Origin of the sequence: Paenibacillus ilasis, assembly GCF_043195395.1 — a bacterium.
GTDB lineage: Bacteria > Bacillota > Bacilli > Paenibacillales > Paenibacillaceae > Paenibacillus_AQ > Paenibacillus_AQ lautus.
In genome coordinates this window covers 462,664-479,368 of the sequence record NZ_JBHDJG010000001.1, presented here as the reverse complement: position 1 = coordinate 479,368, position 16,705 = coordinate 462,664, and the positions used below count along the sequence as shown (strand labels likewise).

General features: G+C 51.3%; 18 protein-coding genes. 6 read left to right on the top strand and 12 right to left on the bottom strand.

Annotated elements, in window-relative coordinates; genetic code table 11:
- Positions 1-147: 147 nt before the first annotated feature.
- The 11 genes from ACETK5_RS02450 to ACETK5_RS02400 all read right to left on the bottom strand — a co-directional run bounded on the left by ACETK5_RS02450 (position 148) and on the right by ACETK5_RS02400 (position 10,211).
- The gene (locus ACETK5_RS02450) at positions 148-927 is read right to left on the bottom strand and encodes a helix-turn-helix transcriptional regulator (RefSeq protein ID WP_394054230.1); all 780 of its coding nucleotides are present in this window, start codon (positions 925-927) and stop codon (positions 148-150) included.
- Between the two features lie 137 nt (positions 928-1,064).
- Positions 1,065-1,904 carry a sulfurtransferase gene (locus ACETK5_RS02445; RefSeq protein ID WP_394054229.1) on the bottom strand — a complete coding sequence of 280 codons (840 nt, stop codon included), beginning with the start codon at positions 1,902-1,904 and terminating at the stop codon, positions 1,065-1,067.
- Positions 1,905-1,940: 36 nt separating this feature from the next.
- Positions 1,941-2,714: an ABC transporter ATP-binding protein gene (locus ACETK5_RS02440; RefSeq protein ID WP_326114407.1), complete on the bottom strand. Its 774-nt coding sequence runs from the start codon at positions 2,712-2,714 to the stop codon at positions 1,941-1,943.
- Between the two features lie 21 nt (positions 2,715-2,735).
- The gene (locus tag ACETK5_RS02435; RefSeq protein WP_326114405.1) at positions 2,736-3,752 is read right to left on the bottom strand and encodes an ABC transporter substrate-binding protein; all 1,017 of its coding nucleotides are present in this window, start codon (positions 3,750-3,752) and stop codon (positions 2,736-2,738) included.
- Between the two features lie 40 nt (positions 3,753-3,792).
- Complete coding sequence (locus tag ACETK5_RS02430) at positions 3,793-4,569, bottom strand: ABC transporter permease (RefSeq protein ID WP_326114403.1); 777 nt, start codon at positions 4,567-4,569, stop codon at positions 3,793-3,795.
- A gap of 5 nt (positions 4,570-4,574) precedes the next feature.
- The gene (locus tag ACETK5_RS02425; protein WP_394054228.1) at positions 4,575-5,915 is read right to left on the bottom strand and encodes an LLM class flavin-dependent oxidoreductase; all 1,341 of its coding nucleotides are present in this window, start codon (positions 5,913-5,915) and stop codon (positions 4,575-4,577) included.
- 76 nt (positions 5,916-5,991) lie between these two features.
- Positions 5,992-6,972, bottom strand: coding sequence for an aldo/keto reductase (locus ACETK5_RS02420; RefSeq protein WP_326114401.1), 981 nt, complete (start codon positions 6,970-6,972; stop codon positions 5,992-5,994).
- A gap of 268 nt (positions 6,973-7,240) precedes the next feature.
- Positions 7,241-8,563, bottom strand: a complete 1,323-nt coding sequence (locus ACETK5_RS02415; RefSeq protein ID WP_394054227.1) for an LLM class flavin-dependent oxidoreductase — start codon at positions 8,561-8,563, stop codon at positions 7,241-7,243.
- A 45-nt stretch (positions 8,564-8,608) separates the two neighbouring features.
- Positions 8,609-9,181, bottom strand: coding sequence for a DUF4825 domain-containing protein (locus tag ACETK5_RS02410; RefSeq protein ID WP_100538892.1), 573 nt, complete (start codon positions 9,179-9,181; stop codon positions 8,609-8,611).
- Positions 9,178-9,858, bottom strand: coding sequence for a permease prefix domain 1-containing protein (locus ACETK5_RS02405; RefSeq protein WP_100538893.1), 681 nt, complete (start codon positions 9,856-9,858; stop codon positions 9,178-9,180). The genes ACETK5_RS02410 and ACETK5_RS02405 overlap by 4 nt, the downstream gene beginning before the upstream one ends.
- Positions 9,855-10,211: a PadR family transcriptional regulator gene (locus ACETK5_RS02400; protein WP_100538894.1), complete on the bottom strand. Its 357-nt coding sequence runs from the start codon at positions 10,209-10,211 to the stop codon at positions 9,855-9,857. Before ACETK5_RS02400 ends, ACETK5_RS02405 begins: the two co-directional genes overlap by 4 nt.
- A 227-nt stretch (positions 10,212-10,438) precedes the next feature.
- Between ACETK5_RS02400 and ACETK5_RS02395 the strand changes: the two genes are divergently transcribed.
- From ACETK5_RS02395 to ACETK5_RS02370, 6 genes are all read left to right on the top strand, one after another.
- Entirely contained in the window at positions 10,439-10,966 is a 528-nt protein-coding gene (locus ACETK5_RS02395) for a DUF2062 domain-containing protein (protein ID WP_100538895.1), read from the top strand.
- A gap of 209 nt (positions 10,967-11,175) precedes the next feature.
- On the top strand, positions 11,176-12,636 hold the full coding sequence (locus ACETK5_RS02390) for a spore germination protein (RefSeq protein ID WP_100538896.1): 1,461 nt from the start codon (positions 11,176-11,178) through the stop codon (positions 12,634-12,636).
- Positions 12,636-13,811 (top strand): Ger(x)C family spore germination protein, encoded by a 1,176-nt coding sequence (locus tag ACETK5_RS02385; protein ID WP_100538897.1) that lies wholly within the window; start codon positions 12,636-12,638, stop codon positions 13,809-13,811. Before ACETK5_RS02390 ends, ACETK5_RS02385 begins: the two co-directional genes overlap by 1 nt.
- Before the next feature lie 13 nt (positions 13,812-13,824).
- Positions 13,825-14,028: a hypothetical protein gene (locus tag ACETK5_RS02380; RefSeq protein ID WP_100538898.1), complete on the top strand. Its 204-nt coding sequence runs from the start codon at positions 13,825-13,827 to the stop codon at positions 14,026-14,028.
- A 69-nt stretch (positions 14,029-14,097) separates the two neighbouring features.
- Positions 14,098-15,213 carry a GerAB/ArcD/ProY family transporter gene (locus tag ACETK5_RS02375; RefSeq protein ID WP_394054226.1) on the top strand — a complete coding sequence of 372 codons (1,116 nt, stop codon included), beginning with the start codon at positions 14,098-14,100 and terminating at the stop codon, positions 15,211-15,213.
- A gap of 278 nt (positions 15,214-15,491) precedes the next feature.
- Positions 15,492-15,575, top strand: coding sequence for a putative holin-like toxin (locus tag ACETK5_RS02370; protein WP_223260591.1), 84 nt, complete (start codon positions 15,492-15,494; stop codon positions 15,573-15,575).
- 169 nt (positions 15,576-15,744) lie between these two features.
- On the opposite strand, the gene ACETK5_RS02365 is transcribed toward ACETK5_RS02370, so the two are convergent.
- Positions 15,745-16,605, bottom strand: coding sequence for a DUF421 domain-containing protein (locus ACETK5_RS02365; RefSeq protein ID WP_100538899.1), 861 nt, complete (start codon positions 16,603-16,605; stop codon positions 15,745-15,747).
- Positions 16,606-16,705 lie beyond the last annotated feature (100 nt).

The window sequence follows — 16,705 nt, the reverse complement described above, 5'->3', positions numbered from 1 at the left end:
TTTCTGTCCGTCAGCATAACCTGAAGCGAAACATGCACGCTTCAAGTATCCTTATCCTAGTGGATCCGGAAGAGGAAGTCGTTACCGAAAACCGAACCAAATTTACGCAAAACTCGTCTGCATCCGCGGTAGGCTATCGTAAGCGCGTTAGTGATGATATAGGCGCTGCCGGTTTCTCCACTCCGATGGGGGGCAGCCCTCCATTTTTTTGAACCAGAGCGAGAACGAGTGAAGCTGGGAGAAGCCGACCGATTCGGCAAGCGACTGGAGGTCTTTATCGGAGGAGCTTAAGAGCCACTTCGCTTCCGCAAGCCGGCATTGCTGCTGGTACTGCTTCGGGGTCATGCCGTATATTTTGGCGAACTGCTTGCGGAAGCCATCCTCGGACAGTCCCGCCATTTCCGCCAGGGTAGAGACATGTATTGGATCCCGGATATGCTGACGGATGTAGTCGCCGATGAACGAGATGGACAGCGCCTGATGATCGGAATGGGCGTGTTCGTTAAGAAACAATAAAAGCAGCTCCACCCAGACCGTATAATTCCGTATCGGGTCTTTCAACGGAGCAGAACGGATTCTCAGCCATTCGCGGAACAAGCGTTCATAACGGTCCCGATCCAGACGGGACAGGGCGATGATACGAGTGCGGCCATCCTGAATAAGCCTGTCGAACAGCCCTTTCACCTCAGACGGAATGCGGTCTGCCAAAAGCACGCCGAAGCGAATAGGGGACAACGCGTGGAACGAATGGGGAACCTCGGACGGAATGAGAACTACGTTCCCGGATTCCACTCTCGCTTCCCTGCCGTGCGCGCAAAAGCGGCCGCTTCCTTCCATTATCAACGTAATTTCAAGTTCCTGGTGGCTTCTTAAGCCGTCATCTTCCCAATGTTCATCATGTACGCCAATAAAACTTTTACATTCCATCAAGGTTGTTAACCCCCTTGCCGCATGTCGATTTCGAACAGTTATGTTTTCAACTATACCGTCGATAAATCTTACGTCAAGTCGGGATAACCTGCGAGAAGCACCTTAACTTGCGCCAGTCTCAGCATGATCCATGATCAAACTTCACCTGCGGCAATCTCATGGTCCTTGTAGCTGATCCAGTCGCTCCAGCTGCCTGCATACAGCTTCACCTTACCGTATCCGGCTTCCTGCAAAGCCAGCACGTTCGGGCACGCGGACAGCCCGGAGCCGCAATACACAATCACTTCATCCTCGGGAGATATTCCGGCAAAACGTTCCCGCTGCCGCTCTGCTCCCTTCCATGTACCGTCCTCATCCATCCCGTCCTTCCAAAAGGCGTGCACCGCTCCCGGAATATGTCCGGCCACCGGATCAAGCGCCGTTTCTCCCGTGAACTGCTTCCAGTCCCTTGAATCGAGCAGGGTCACGCCGGCTGCGCCAAGCTTTGCCCTCACCTCGTTCACATCAGCCATCCAATCCTTCTGGACACTTGCCTGGAATACACGCGGAGTTAACTCGCTCTTCTTCGAAGTAAGCGGATATCCGGCTGACTTCCAGCTTGCGAATCCTCCATCCAATATATATGCCGACCCATGGCCCAGGTATTTCAAAATCCACCATAACCGCGCTCCTTCCGGCCGAAGGTCATCATCATAGACAACGACAGGCGTACTCGCATCGATTCCGAGATTGCCGAATCGCCGGGCCAGCTCATCCGGTTGCGGCAGCGGACTCCGGCCGCCATGCTCGCCTGGCGGATCCATCAGATCCTTTTTCAAATCAACAAATACGGCACCGGGAACATGCTCACGCTGGTAAGCCTCAAAGGCGTAACCCGGATCGCCCGGGCTGAATCGGACATCCGCAATGACAAGCTGACCCGGGTTCGACTGCAGCTGTTCCAGCACCCATTCCTTGCTTACGAGATTTGACAATAGCTTCACATCCCTTCTGATTTCCAGCGGCTGTTTTTAAATAGTAAATTCCAAATCCGCTTCCGTCTTCACATCATAAATCGCGGAGTAGATATCGTTCTGAATCTTCAGCAGACTGGCATCCTCCCGCTTGCGTGGACGCTCATGGGGAACGTCGAAAATATGGTGAATTCGCCCGGGACGCGGGGACAACAGGACGACCCGGTCTGCGAGAAAAACAGCTTCGGATACGTCATGGGTCACAAATACCACCGTCTTCTTCTCCTCCTGCCATATGCGGAGCAGATCTAGCTGAAGCTGAAGCCGGGTAAGATGATCCACCGCGCCGAACGGTTCGTCCATCAGGAGGATGTTCGGACTACTGACGAGCGCCCTTGCGATCCCTGCGCGCTGCCGCATGCCTCCCGACAGATGATGGGGATATTTTGAACCGAATCCCTGGAGACCGACCATATTCAGATATTTGTCTACGAGCGTTTCCCGCTCCGTCTTTTTCATGCCGCCCAGCTCTAGCCCGAGACCCACGTTCTGTGAAATCGTCCGCCACGGGTACAGGGATGCATCCTGGAATACAACCCCCGAGCTCCGGGTGGGTCCCTTAACCTTCGCGCCATCCAGCAAAATCTCGCCTTCCGTCGGGAGCTGCAACCCCGCCAGCAGTTCGAGCAGCGTGCTTTTCCCGCAGCCGCTCGGCCCAAGGATGCACAGGAATTCGCCGTCCCGGACCTGCAAATTGATATGTTGAAGCGTGATCGTAGGAAGATCACCGTCATATACCTTCGAGACATTTTTCACCGTAAAGCCAGACATAGGAACGCCTCCTGCCACACTTTATTTTGTCGGAATAAATCTGAGGTCCAGAATGTCCTCCACCTTGTAGATCTCATCCTGGAAGCCCAATTCCTTCTGAATCTGCTGGGTGTCGTTCAGCGCGTTAATGTCCACGTCCGGATTGTTCTCCCACAGCACCTCCTCACGCTCGAGCGCCAGATCCAGCACCTCGGGATCGATCTCGATATTTTTCAGATAGTAAGCCTTGTACTCTTCCGGATGGCTCTTCGCATATTCCTGGGATTTGAAATAGGCCCGCAGCAGCTTCTCGACCAATTCCGGTTTCTCTTCCAGAATACCGTCGCGCGCCGCCAGCACACCGGTGTGGAAGGTCGGCAGGTAATCCCATCCTGTAGCGATGATATGGCCTTTCCCCTGCTTTTCCGCAAGAGAAGCGAACGGCTCATGGATGATGGTGGCGTCGACCTGCCCGGTTTCCAGACTCGCGTAAGCCGCCTGATGCGTGCTGTTGGCAATGAAGGTCACATCCTCCGGCTCCAACCCATGTTCCTTCAGGATGACCTGCGTATACACCTCCAGCCCGCTGCCGAACACGGCGATGCCCACCTTCTTGCCCTTCAGTTCTTCCACGCTCTTGATCTCCGGCGAGGCAATCAGATAGAACGGCCCCTTGGTCCGGAACATGGAGGAGACGATTTTGACGGGAGCGCCCTTGCCCGCAGCTACAATCGCCGTCGTCGTGGCCACGTCAACCACGTCAATGTCCTTGCTGGTCAGACCGGCAATCGGGTCCTTGGTGGTGATAAATTCGACGTCAAGCCCTTCCTCCTCAAAGAATCCCTTCTCCGCCCCGAAGGACACCGCCAATCCACTGACACCGCTAAGCGGGGCGTACCGGATCTTCTCCAGCTTGGTGCCTGCCGCGCTTTCTCCGTCTCCGGTGGACGATGCTGCTCCCTTGCCGCTATCTTGACCGCTTGCGCAGCCGGCCGTCATGGCGATCAGCCATATCGCCGCAAGAGCTATAAGGTATGGACGTATTTCTCTTCTGTTCATATGGATCTCTCCCCCTGTAAGTGAAGCTTTTTCTGATGAACTATGATGATTTCCATTTCAAGAACACATTGCGCTCCAACAAATCGATGAATGAAATAATAAGTACGGATACAACGGTAACCAGCGCTACGATAGCAAAGGCCTGCGCGGTATTATACAGCGATGTCGCCTTCACGAGAATATTCCCAAGGCCATCCTTCGACGCGAGCATCTCCCCAAACAGAGCCCCGACCAGTCCGGTTGCAGCCGATATGCGCAGACCCGCAAAAATGGTTGGCGAAGCCGATGGCAAAATCACTTTCATGATGGTCTGGTACCGCGTGGCCTCGAATACTTGGGCGACCTTCAGATGATTGTCCGCCGTCTGTTTGATGCCGGTCATCGTATTGACCGTGATCGTAAAGAAACAGAACAGAAACACAATCGATATTTTATGCGTGACCCCGATCCCGAGCCAAAGCGCAAGCAGCGGCACAATCGTGACTTTCGGAATCGCCATCAGCGCCGAGAGATACGGCCGGAAGAACTGCTCCGCCCAAGGGATCAGCACCAGAGCCATGCCGACGGCCAAACCGCCAAGGGCGGCAATGCCGTAGCCCGCAACGAATTCGGCCAGGGTGACATACAGATGCTTCCAAATCTCCCCGTCGCCGAACAGTTTGAACAGCTCTCGGAATACCTGGGAAGGTGCGGGCAGGTACAGGCTGCTGACGGTTTCCGTACGAACCAGAAGCTCGCAGATGCCCAGTATAATCAGCAGCAAAACCGCCTGCCCTGCCCAGATGCCGCGGAATTTCTTGGCTTTCCTCGTTCCCATCAGGCTCACCCCTTCGCAATCAGATCATAGCGGTTCCCGGGGCGGCTCAATCCCAAGTGCTCCCGGAAGGTGCTGCCTTCATATTCGGTACGGAACAATCCCCGACGCTGAAGCTCGGGGACAACCAACTCCAGGAACAAATCCAGTCCACCCGGCATATAAGGCGGGCACACATTGAATCCGTCAGCCGCTTCATCCCGGAACCATTCCTCGATGATATCCGCCACTTGCGTCGCGCTGCCGACAACAAGCAGATGCCCGCGGACCGTCACGGTGAAGAAATAGAACAGATCCCTGACCGTAATATCCTCGCGCCCGTTGGCCCCTCTGGCCAAGTCGGTCCATTGCAGTGCCGTTTCCGAAGCGGATACATCCGGCAGCGGATCCTCCAGGGAATATCCCCTTAGATCGATCCCGATCTTATCCGACAGCGGGCCGAGATCGTAATCCGTAACAACCAGTTCGTTAAGTTCTGCATATTTGGCGCGCGCTTCTTCCTCCGTCCGGCCCACAATCGGAACTAACCCGGGCAGAACCTTCAAATCCGAATCCTCCCTTCCATACTCCGCCAGACGGCCTTTCACTTCCTTGAAAAATTTCACGGCGACTTCCTTCACATTCGTTCCGGTGAAGACCATGTCGGAATATTTGGCCGCCAGCATTTGACTGCGCAGGGAGGTTCCCGCCGTGATTAGGGGCAGCTGCCCCTGAATCGGGCGCAGAATGTTCAGCGGCCCGGCGACGGAGAAGTGCTCGCCGACATGGTCCAGCGTGTGCACCTTGCTTCCGTCGGCGAACACGCCGCTTGCTTTGTCCCGCGGAAGAGAGTCATCCTCCCAGGTGTCCCACAGCCCGCTCACAACTTCGATAAATTCCTCGGCGTAGTCGTACCGCTTGGCGTTATCCCAATGCTTCTCCCGGCTGAAATTCAGTGCGGCCCGCGGATCGGAGCCTGTCACGACATTCCATGAGGCCCGGCCCTGGCTAAGATGATCCAGCGATGCCGTGAAGCGGGCGATGTTGTAAGGCTCGGCATAGGTGGTGTTCACCGTGCCGATCAAACCGATTTTATCCGTTGCCGCAGCCAGATAGGACAGCATCGTAAACGGCTCCAGCCGCGTCATTTGGGAAGGGAATAAATGCTGCATATCGGCGCTCGTGGCCAACCGGTCCCCCAAGAAGAAGAAATCAAACTTGGCCTGCTCGAGTTTCTGGGCAACCTCCTTCAGGAATTGGGGATCGTAAGCCCCGTCCGTCTTGCCTTCGGGCAGTCTCCAGCCCGCTGGATGATAGCCTGTCCCGAATAAAAACAATCCAAGATGCAATTGACGACGTTTTAAACTCATGGTTGTGTCACCTTCCTGATTCATATTGGTTATCGTTGATATCGTGCTGTATGGGTGTGTCACCTATATATCCGCTTTATCCGCGGAGTTCCTCCGTTAAGCGGTCGATCTCCTGCAGTTCTTCCTCTGTCAGCCGCTCATCCGAATGCTTCAATGTTTCCGCGATATGCTCGGGCTTGGATGCCCCGACAATGGCTGACGTGATGCCCGGGCGGCTGAGCACCCAGTTCAGGGCGAACTGCGGAAGCGTCCATCCCCGCTGCTCGGCCAGCGGCCGGATCCCTTCCACGATGGAAAGCGCATGCCGCTGGTTTAGCAGCAATTGCAATCGCTGTTCACCTGCAGCCAGGCGCGAGTCCGATGGGGGAGCTTCGCCCGCCCGGTACTTCCCGGACAATATGCCCCGGCCGAGCGGACTGTACACGATAACCCCGACCTGCTCGGATAGGGCAAAGGGGATCAGTTCGCGTTCGATCTCCCTCGTAATGAGGCTGTATTCCGGCTGCACGCTCTCGAATCGGCGAAGGCCATGCAGCGCACTGATGCCGTGGGCTTTGGCAAGCTGCCAAGCGGCGTAGTTCGAGCAGCCGATATAGCGAACTTTGCCCTGACGCACAAGATCCGTAAGCGCCTCAAGCGTCTCGTCCAGCGGGGTAAACTCATCAAACCGATGTACTTGATAGAGATCGATATAATCCGTTTGGAGCCGGGCAAGGCTGTTCTCCAGCGCGCGGTAAATATGATAGCGGCTTTGACCTTGGTCATTGATGCCGGGTCCGATGCGGTTATGCAGCTTGGTTGCAAGGAGAATGTCCTGTCTTCGCTCCTTCAGCAGCCTGCCTAGAATGCCTTCCGCTTCCCCCAGCTGGTTTACATTTCCGTTATCCATGCCCGTGCCATACACGTCAGCCGTATCGATCAGATTAATGCCAGAACCAAGTGCCTGGTCCAATACGGCGGCCGAAGCCCTCTCATCGATCCAGCGCCCGAAGGCCATCGTCCCCAGACTCACCTCCGACACTTGAACTCCGGTTCTGCCCAGCGCTCTATACTTCATCATTGCAGCCTCCTCGTAAGATTCATATAAGAAAACCTCTATCGGGGTTTTTTCAAGGATGAGCGACCGCGATTCAAAGGTAGGTTTTCTTGCGATATCAGGAAAGCCCCTGCTTCGAAGTCTGATATCTAAAAAAACAGCCGAAGACACACCTCGGATCACAAGTTGATCCAAGGATGCATCTCCGGCTGTCCGGTAGAATGTGCATCAATTTCATTATTTCCGATATGTTAAGTAGGATTATAGCACCGTCTAATTTTGTCGTCAATTATTTTTCATGTTGGGTTTTCGGCCGGATGAGACCGAGATGGTCCCGTAACGTTCTGCCTGTATAGTCCTCGCGAAACACGCCGCGCTGCTGGAGCAGCGGTACTACACGATCCACAAACTGTTCGAGACCACCCGGAAGCAAAGGGGCCATTATGTTGAATCCGTCGCAAGCCCTGCTTCGAAACCAATCCTCGATCCGATCGGCAATCTGCTGCGGGGTTCCGATCATCGTCATATGACCTCTGGAGACCGCGTAATGCCGGCCAAGCTCCAGAATGCTCATGCCCGATTTCGCAGCCATATCCATAATCATGATCGCCCGGCTGCTGTTCCCTTCCCTCGGCAGATCAGGCAGCGGACCGTCTACCGGATATCCGGTCAAATCCGCATTTAGCAATTGAGATACATATTTCACCCCTGCTTCCGGCACGATGAGCTCGCTGAACGTCCGGTGATACGCCAAAGCTTCGGCTTCGCTCTCTCCGAGGAAGATCAGCAGGCCCGGCAGCACCTTCACCTCTTCCCCTTCCCGTCCATACTCCTTGAGCAAGTCCTTAAACTCGCGGTAATACCTTATCGCATCTTCTTTACTCTCACAGGCCGTGAACACAACATCGGCTGTTTGGGCTGCCAGCCTTCTTCCCGCTTCCGAGGTTCCCGCTTCAATGATAACGGGCCTGCCTTGCGGAGATCTGGGCATGTTCAACGGACCCTCCACCTTGAAAAACGCTCCTTCATGATGCACCCGATGAATCCGGGTCGTATCCGCAAAGACAGCTCTCTGCCGATCCAACACAAGGGCATCGTCCTCCCAGCTGTCCCAACATCCCGTCACAGCCTGTAGAAACTCCTCCGCCCGTTCATACCGCTTCCCGTGCTCCATTAATACAGCCGAGCCGAAATTGCGTGCCTCTGCATCCTTCGTAGAGGTCACCACATTCCATGCGGCTCTGCCGCCGCTGATATGATCCAGCGTGGAGAGGCGCCTTGCCAAAGCGTAGGGCTCGTTGAATGTGGTAGATGCGGTGCCGGCTAATCCAACATACTCCGTAACGCCAGCCAGACTGCTGAGCATGGTCAGCGCTTCAGGCTGCAGAAAGCTGACATTCGTCTGCAAATCCTCGATCAATGGAATTGAGTTGTTGTCCGCAAGGAATACCATATCGAATTTCCCGCGTTCGGCTGCTTGAGTGCAGCGCTTATAGAAAGCGTAATCCACGGCTCCGACCCCCGCCGAACCGGGATGCCGCCAAGCGGCGATATGATGGCCGTAATTCATTAGAAAAGCACCCAATCTTAATTGGCGTTGCTCCGCTCCCATCTCTATACTCCCCTTCGCTTTAACTCTACTGCACGCTTTTTATCTCTATAGATACTTACGTTCAACCAGGTTCTCTACGTAATCACTAACATACTTCCTATCATCAAGACGGGATTGAACTTCCTTCTCCCATGTCCCGGCATCCCGTAATGAAGCAAGCGTAACCTGGCTGCCATACCACGACTCCACCTCGTCCCGCCGGATGGTGAAGGCTTGGTCTTCAAAGACGAAGATCAGCTTCTGCAAATTATCAATCATGGCAAAATTCGCAGTGGAATTATAAACCAGCAGCTGCTTCAGCTTCTCCTCTTGCAGATCACCAGCCCTGGCCTGGAATCGGAGCTCGGCCGTCAATTCCTCCGGGTACAGCTGAAATGTGCGCCCGATGTCACGCATCGGAAGCGAAGCATTCAAATTGATCAGGTTCCCGGCATTCCCCATATACGGGCTGGCGAAGCCTAACGAATTCCGGATATCATGCGTTAACGGATCATTCTGCGCCGCTTCATATTGAACGGCCTGTTCGTTGGCCCTGGGCTTGATGACTCCCTCTAATGCAGCCATACCCGCTACGCCGACAAGCAGGAGTGCAACGATCAGCCAATTTTTTCTGCTCATGGTTCATTCACCTCAAGTCGAAGGGTTAGTTTACAAGCCTTTTGGACAAGCAGCGGAATGATGACCGACGTCATTGGGATGGCATATCGCATGACGGTCACATAGAACGAATAGGGCCCATCGATCCGCAATTCTCGCCCAAACCATAGATCACTGCCGTATTGAATCACGAAGGTGTACATGGATACAACGACGATAAATATCGACCACAGCCACCATGCCCCTTTGCTCCATTTGGCCAATTTGCCTGCGTTGATGACAGCTGTCTGCTTCTCATACCGTTTCAGATGCCGTGACATGGAAAGATACACCGCTCCGGTTAAGACAACGACGCACAGCAGGAGGGTGTTCACCCCTATACCGCTTGGCAAAAATCGGGCCGGGATGGTGACGATCCACGCCAACAAGGAATAAATAAGCGCGCTCTGAACAAGGTCATACCGGAAACGGTAGCTGTAAACTTTTTGATTATCGTCAATGAGGGCCTCGATATCTTCGATGTTATCGATCGCCAGACTGATGGCCGATTGATATTCCATGCCGTTCTCCATGTAATCCGTAACCCGCGCCTCCAAATTGCTGAGAACCTCATTCTTCAGCTCTACCACTTCCTTGGTTTTGCGTTGATTCGCAAATAGACGGTCCACAAAGATCTCTAAGTCATGCCTGTTGGTCATTGATCTGTCAGCTCCTTTCCGTTCCCGATCAGAACATCGATAATCTCGCGCGCAGCCTTCCATTCCTCCTGATTTTGCAGCAAGCGTCCCTGTCCCTCCTGGCTGAGGTTGTAATATTTGCGCCTTCCGCCCTGGGTTTCTTCTCCCCAATAGGAACGGATGAATCCCTGCTTCTCCAACCTTCTCAGACTGGAATATAATGTAGGCTCCTTCAACTCAAATCGATTCCCGCTTCGTAGCGAAATTTCTTTAATGATCTGATAGCCGTAATTATCCCCGTCCGATAACACGCGCAGAATAAAGGTATCAATATTGCCACGTATCAAATCACTGTTATGTAAGGATTCAATCAAATACCCGGACCTCCCTAACGGAATGGAATGGGTATAATATAACGCATATTACTATGCATGTCAAAGTAATACTCCACACATATATTGATCCTTCATCGATTGACGGTTTACAAGCACTACTATATAATTCTTGAAAGTTCTTCCTATTATAAATAGAATCCCCTACATATGATTTGGGGTTCCAATCCCTTCATTATTGTATTTAGTACGTGCAGGAGGAGACGGTTTTGCTTCATAAATACATTCGACGACTGAAATACTATATTCTCCGGACTCTCCGCATGCAAAATAGCGATCATCGAATTGCGCTCGGTTTTGCCGTAGGCTTCTTCCCTTGCTGGTATCCAACCTTTGGCATTGATCTGCTGCTGGCTCCGCTGTTGTCTCGCTTGGTTCGCGCGAACATCCCCTCCGCCTTCCTTGCAGCTTCGGCAGGCTCCGTATTGTGGCCGATCCTGTTCTATTTAAACTATAGAATCGGGGTATTTGTGCATCTGTTCACCACATTTCCCCAAACCTTTGAAATCGAAGATGCCCTCTCGGTGCCTGTGCCTGAGACGGATTATCGAATTGAGACGAGCCATTTTGGCAGATTAGGCGATATGGGCGTCAACTTTCTTGTCGGTGCCCTCATCAACAGCATCCTGTCTACATTGATACTCTATATTTTGCTGCGCATCATGCTCTCCGTTTACCGTAGACCCTTGCTTCATAAAATCAAAAAATCCATTCGAAGAGGAAAATCAAAGTCTTAATTAAAGCTCACATGGAAAAGCGCCTGGAACCCCCTTCCTAGGCGCTTTTTTTATTTTTCAGAAGCAAGTTGCATTGTCCCTGCCTTAATCTCAACTCCTCTTCTGCCCTAGCCGGTTCCTCTGGAAAATTCGGTATAAATTGCTAAAAACACGGCATTCTAAAGAGGATGAGCCTTTACTACGTACCGGCAAAGGAGGGGAAAACGAAAGTGAAAACGAAGGCGCAGCACGTACTGCTTGACCCTGTTAAAGAGCGGCTTGCGAATTGCGAGGATGTCATCTATCAATCCTTACGTATCCATGGATCGACGTGCACCACCATCTACATTGAATCCATTGTGGATATCAGCACCCTGCACGAACATATCGTTAAACCCCTGATTAAGGAAGCCGCGTTGATTCAGCATAATTTTAACGACTTTATTGACCGTATGGATCGTGGAGATGTCCTGTCGGTTCCATTTCATCGCTCTTCCTCGGCGGAGTATATTGCCAATATGATTGTCGAAGGCACAGCGGTAGTGGTTGTGGAGCAGTTGGCAGAGGCTTATTTATTTGACATCGCGTTGTATCAGAAACGGGCGGTTTCGGAATCTCAGAATGAGCTCGTGGTGAACGGGCCGCAAGAAGCTTTTATCGAAGACATTGGCACGAATTTATCGCTGCTCCGGCACAAAATCAAGCATACGGACCTCAAAACCGTACGTTATCAGATCGGCCAATATTCCAAGACCGCCGTATATATGGTGTATGTCGACGGTTTATGCAAACCCGAAGTTGTCGCTCAAGTGGACCGGCGGCTGAATAGCATATCCATTGATGGCACCTTCGGGATCAGCACCTTGTCTGAGCAAATGAAGGAAGGCGTGAAATCCCCGTTTCCGCAGTTTCAATACACAGAGCGACCGGATTCCGTAGCCGCTTCTCTGCTTGAAGGCAGGGTCGGCATTATGCAGGATGGAACGCCGTCGGCACTAATCGTGCCTGTCACTCTATTTTCCCTGCTGCAGTCGTCCGAGGATTATTATCACAGCTTCTTCTCCTCCAGTTGGATCCGGATTGTCCGGTTCGTGTTCGCCATTATTTCATTACTGATGCCTTCACTATATGTGGCGATCACGACATTTCAGCCATCCATCATACCCACCGATCTGCTGATCACCATTGCGGCATCGCGTGAGAATATCCCGTTCTCCGCTTTAGCGGAGGCACTGATCATGGAACTAACCTTTGAAGCGCTGCGGGAAGCCGGAACCCGGATCCCGAAGCCGGTCGGGCAGACGATATCCATTATCGGCGCCATCGTCATTGGACAGGCCGCAGTGGAAGCGGGCGTCGTATCCAACCCGATGGTCATTGTGGTCTCGATAACCGGAATCGCTTCTTACATCATTCCGCACTTCGAGCTTGGGCTTGCGTTCCGCTTGCTGCGTTTCCCCATACTCATTCTCGGAGGGACACTCGGCCTTATCGGCGTATTTGCCGCTGCCTTCCTTGTGTATGGCCACATGGCTTCCCTGAAGTCGTTTAATACGCCTTATCTGCAGCCGGTTGCGCCGCTTGTGATATCCGAATGGAAGGATACCTTTTTGCGGGCACCATCCATGCTGATGAAGAACCGGCCTAAAACCTATGCGTCTTCCAACAATTTAAGGAGAAGAAAGCCATAATGCCTCTACTCAAATGGTTTAACTTGTTCAAATTGGTGCTTCCCCTGACTCTGTTAACGGGTTGCGGTTTCACGATGACCAAGGTTGAAATCAATGAGCAAACCTTTGTATTTGCCATGTATGTGAATAAGGGTCAGCAAAAAGACACCGTAGAAGTTACGATCAGTGCCCCCCTTCCAAATCGGCTTACATCTGGAAGCCAAGCAGGCGGCCAAGGTGGTGGTGACCCGTATGCCATGGTAACCAAGACCTCCAGTACCGTGCAGGATGCCCTGCACCTGATTCAACGGGATCTTTCCAGACGTTTTGACTTCAGTCACACCAAGGTCGTAATCGTGGGCAAAAGCTTCGCGGAGGCGGGATTAGAGGAGCTTACGGACTGGCTTCAGCGAGAACCGACAACCAACCTGAATATTTATTTAATGGTTGCACCCGGAGACGCTAAAAAAGTCGCGGAGCTTACGCCGGTCTTTGAGCAGATGCCCTCGGAGGTGCTCACCCGCTTTGCAGACCAGCACAACATGATCGTGACGAACCTGAAGGACTGCCTCTATGCCGAATCGGCCAATCAAGGCTATGCTTTGAACTATTTGTCAGCAGGCTTGAAGCCGATGGTGGCCGACCAAGAGAAACTGGAACCCTGGGCAGGGATTCAGGGCACGGCGCTTTTCCGTCATCATAAACTCGTTGCCACACTCCCGATGAAGGAGTCGCTTGCCGTCAGTTGGGGAGTAAACGAGGTAAAAGGTCCTATGTATACTGTTCATTGGAGTGATGGCGAGAAAGCAAGCGTGTTTGTCATCACATCCAGATCCAATAAGTCCGTACGCATGGTTTCGGGTCATCCGGTGTTCACAGTAAAGCTAAGCGGAACGGGCGATGTCATATACAAACCAAAGCAAAGGAAGCTTGATACCCTGCAGGTGAAAGAGCTCATCGAGCGTGAGCTCAATGATCAAATCGCCGGTCATTTAAGAAAAGCTCTTCATACATCGCAGCGAGTAGGAGCAGACATCCTGCAGCTTGGCATGCTGGTGGATTGGAACTATCCGGATCATTGGCAAAAGGTTCGTGCCGACTGGCCCGATTATTACAAAAACGAAGTGGAGATCCAGGTTGTTACCGACATCAAGATTCGAAACTTCGGATCCGTACTCAAAATGAATCCGAAATAAGGAGGTTTTGCTTATGCTCGCTCTTCTGTTCCTCGTGTACTCCTTGGTGGAATGGTATATCGCGAAGAAGAAGGCAAAAGCACCTCGTGAAAAATGGACGGTTCTCCTGCTGATCCTTGCGTTTACCGTCTGGAATTTATTCGCCTTGCTTTCTCACGAGCGGCTGACCCCCAACCATCTGATTATGCTGCTGTTCGGTTGGCTTGATAACCTATAACCAAAACATCTATCGGCGTACTTTCACAGAGGACTATAATCTATGACGGAAAGGATGTACGAACCCAACATGCGCAATACTCCCTGGCAGCTGTTCCGTTTCGGATTTGTCTACCTTAACGCCATACCTACTGGATTTCTGATCAGTCCCCTATTGTGGAACTCTGCTTACTTAGGATGGGCTGCGATTCTGGGCGGCTATGTGATGAGTTTAATCTTCCTGTGGTTTACGGTAAAGCTCACGCTGTGGGATTCTCAGAAACCCTGGATCGATTTCGGCAGTAAACTTGTCAGCAAATGGATTCATATCCCGGTCGTCGCTTTGGTTTTCTTCTGGTCGATCAATTACATAGGAATGGATATCGAAAGCTTCACCTTATTCTTCGACACCAATTACATGCGTGAGTCTCCTCAATGGTTCGTGCTCCTGATCGTGGGGTTGGTCGTTATGATTACCGCCAGATGGGGCATGGAAACGATGATTTATATTTCAGACGGGCTCTTTCTCGTCATTGTCATTGCGATCGTGTGCATGAACATGTTTTTCTTCAAGGAAGCCCATTTTGATATGATGATTGCGATGGTCAGGCATCACAATTATGAATCGGCCATTAAGGATGCCCTGTTCTGTTTTTCATTCTTCGCGGAATGGATCGTCTTCCTCTTTCTCGCTCCCTATATCCAATTTAACCGGAAATCATTTCGAAACCTCGCCGCCGCCGGGATGCTGGTGACGATAGGCATATTGCTCCAATGGGCTTCTGCTTTACTGAATTTCGGCCCTTATTTAGGGCGGGAGATGCAATATCCACTTGTTGAATTAATGCGCTCAGCCAGTGGGTTCCTCGGCAACTCCGATCCGCTTATCATTGGCTTATGGAGCAGTTCGATGTTTTTCCATAGCGCCTTTCTCATCCACGTAAGTGTAAGATGTCTTGCCAAGTTGCTTCACCTGAAGCAAATGGATGGGCCGCTGATCGCCATTATTGGGGGAACCGCTATCGTGATAGCATATCAGTATTCGCAAAATCCGATCCTTTTTCTCCAGGACTTCAATTCTTTCGGGATGGCGATGTTCTTTATTCTTATGGAGTTCATCCCCATTTTATATTGGATGGTCTCCCTGTTCCGCAAACGCAAACCCAAGGGTCAACAAAAACCTAAAGCGAATCATAAACCCGCTTGAATCTGAAACTGTATCGATATCTAAATGAAAAACGAAATAAGAGAGCAGCATTTGCCGCTCTCTTAGTTTCTGGGTCCATCACCTTTTATACTGATTATAGCCTTCTCCTTCGCAAGGAAAGTATGATAAGCCTCTGAAGTTTATACTATCTTATCTCGTCAAAAAATCAACATTTTATGTAAGCGCTTCCTACAAAAAGGTTCTTTTATTGTAAGCAATTGGCATATTATATAGTACAGTAGACCAGCTGGCAAGGGTGGCAGCAGGAGGTGATAGGCATGGGCGTGAATGAAGCTTTGGCTTTAATGATATCGTTCGCCACTCTGGTCGTTTCGATCCTTGCCTTCCATAATAAGAAATAGACCCGTCCCTTGTACAGATGAATCTATTTCTTACGTCTGGTTGCAAGCAAATATCCACCTTGCAGGTGATGATCTGCTGTGCGAGGAGTCGGCGGCAACCGGCTCCTTTTGTAATACACAAAAATATCCTATTCTGATTTTCGCCGAATTATGACTCGGCGGTGGTGAATTAAGTATTCAGGATTGGCTTTACCTCGGCTATAATGTTCTCGATCTGTTTGGAGCTTTCCTCATACATTTTCTTGGCCTTTTTACTCTTCGTACTGAGACTGAATAACTCCAAATCCGCCTGACATTTCTTTAAATTCGCATAGAGCAGTTTTCGCTCCTCATTTTGTGGAGCCTGGATCTGATCATCATACAGATCGACGGTTAGTTGTCCATAAGTGTCGACCTGGGCAAGATATACATCCTTGATCTTTGCGCCCTGCTTGTCCAGTTCTTCTACCAGCCATCCCTGATTGAAGCCCATAACGCGCAGCGGTTCATCCAGGACTTTACCATCCATGACCACAACCTGTGCAACTTTTTCCGGCGCTACCTGGATACCAAGATCTTTAGGAGTTAAAGGCAGATTCTCACGCGTCTGCAGCACATTAATCTCTCCGCTTGACTCCATGATGGCAAATTCCACGTCAGCGACCTGAAACACGTCTTTTTTCCGCAGCTGCTCCATTAACTCATCGGCAGACAGTCTTTCTTTCTTTAAATTGTCTTCTAATATCTTGCCATCTTTAATGAGCACGGTCGCCTTAAAATCGATAAAGTCCCTGACCTTCTTGTTCTTGATTTGCAGGAATTCAATAATTAATGAGCAGGCTACCCACACGCCTAGCGCTACTAATCCCAAATACCAGTTCGCATCAAGATCCAAGGAGATATAGGCCGCCAAGCTGCCGATCGTAATCCCCGTTAAATATTCAAAAAAAGATAGCTGCGAAACCTGCCGCTTGCCCAGCAGTTTTGTCATCAGAAACAACACGACCACAGCACATAAGGTTCTAAGTACAATTTCCAACCATTGGGCCACAATAAAACCTCCTCATTTGACTTGATAATCACTCTATAGATTATTGTCAAATATCCCTATAGAAATCACACCATTATTTCCCAGTCCATGCTTCATGCAT

Bases quoted from the DNA above. Each gene is read 5' to 3' on its own strand.
- ACETK5_RS02450 (WP_394054230.1), bottom strand. From the start codon at position 927: ATGGAATGTAAAAGTTTTATTGGCGTACATGATGAACATTGGGAAGAT.
- ACETK5_RS02440 (WP_326114407.1), bottom strand. From the start codon at position 2,714: ATGTCTGGCTTTACGGTGAAAAATGTCTCGAAGGTATATGACGGTGAT.
- ACETK5_RS02435 (WP_326114405.1), bottom strand. From the start codon at position 3,752: ATGAACAGAAGAGAAATACGTCCATACCTTATAGCTCTTGCGGCGATA.
- ACETK5_RS02430 (WP_326114403.1), bottom strand. From the start codon at position 4,569: ATGGGAACGAGGAAAGCCAAGAAATTCCGCGGCATCTGGGCAGGGCAG.
- ACETK5_RS02425 (WP_394054228.1), bottom strand. From the start codon at position 5,915: ATGAGTTTAAAACGTCGTCAATTGCATCTTGGATTGTTTTTATTCGGG.
- ACETK5_RS02420 (WP_326114401.1), bottom strand. From the start codon at position 6,972: ATGAAGTATAGAGCGCTGGGCAGAACCGGAGTTCAAGTGTCGGAGGTG.
- ACETK5_RS02415 (WP_394054227.1), bottom strand. From the start codon at position 8,563: ATGGGAGCGGAGCAACGCCAATTAAGATTGGGTGCTTTTCTAATGAAT.
- ACETK5_RS02410 (WP_100538892.1), bottom strand. From the start codon at position 9,181: ATGAGCAGAAAAAATTGGCTGATCGTTGCACTCCTGCTTGTCGGCGTA.
- ACETK5_RS02405 (WP_100538893.1), bottom strand. From the start codon at position 9,858: ATGACCAACAGGCATGACTTAGAGATCTTTGTGGACCGTCTATTTGCG.
- ACETK5_RS02385 (WP_100538897.1), top strand. From the start codon at position 12,636: ATGCCTCTACTCAAATGGTTTAACTTGTTCAAATTGGTGCTTCCCCTG.
- ACETK5_RS02380 (WP_100538898.1), top strand. From the start codon at position 13,825: ATGCTCGCTCTTCTGTTCCTCGTGTACTCCTTGGTGGAATGGTATATC.
- ACETK5_RS02375 (WP_394054226.1), top strand. From the start codon at position 14,098: ATGCGCAATACTCCCTGGCAGCTGTTCCGTTTCGGATTTGTCTACCTT.
- ACETK5_RS02370 (WP_223260591.1), top strand. From the start codon at position 15,492: ATGGGCGTGAATGAAGCTTTGGCTTTAATGATATCGTTCGCCACTCTG.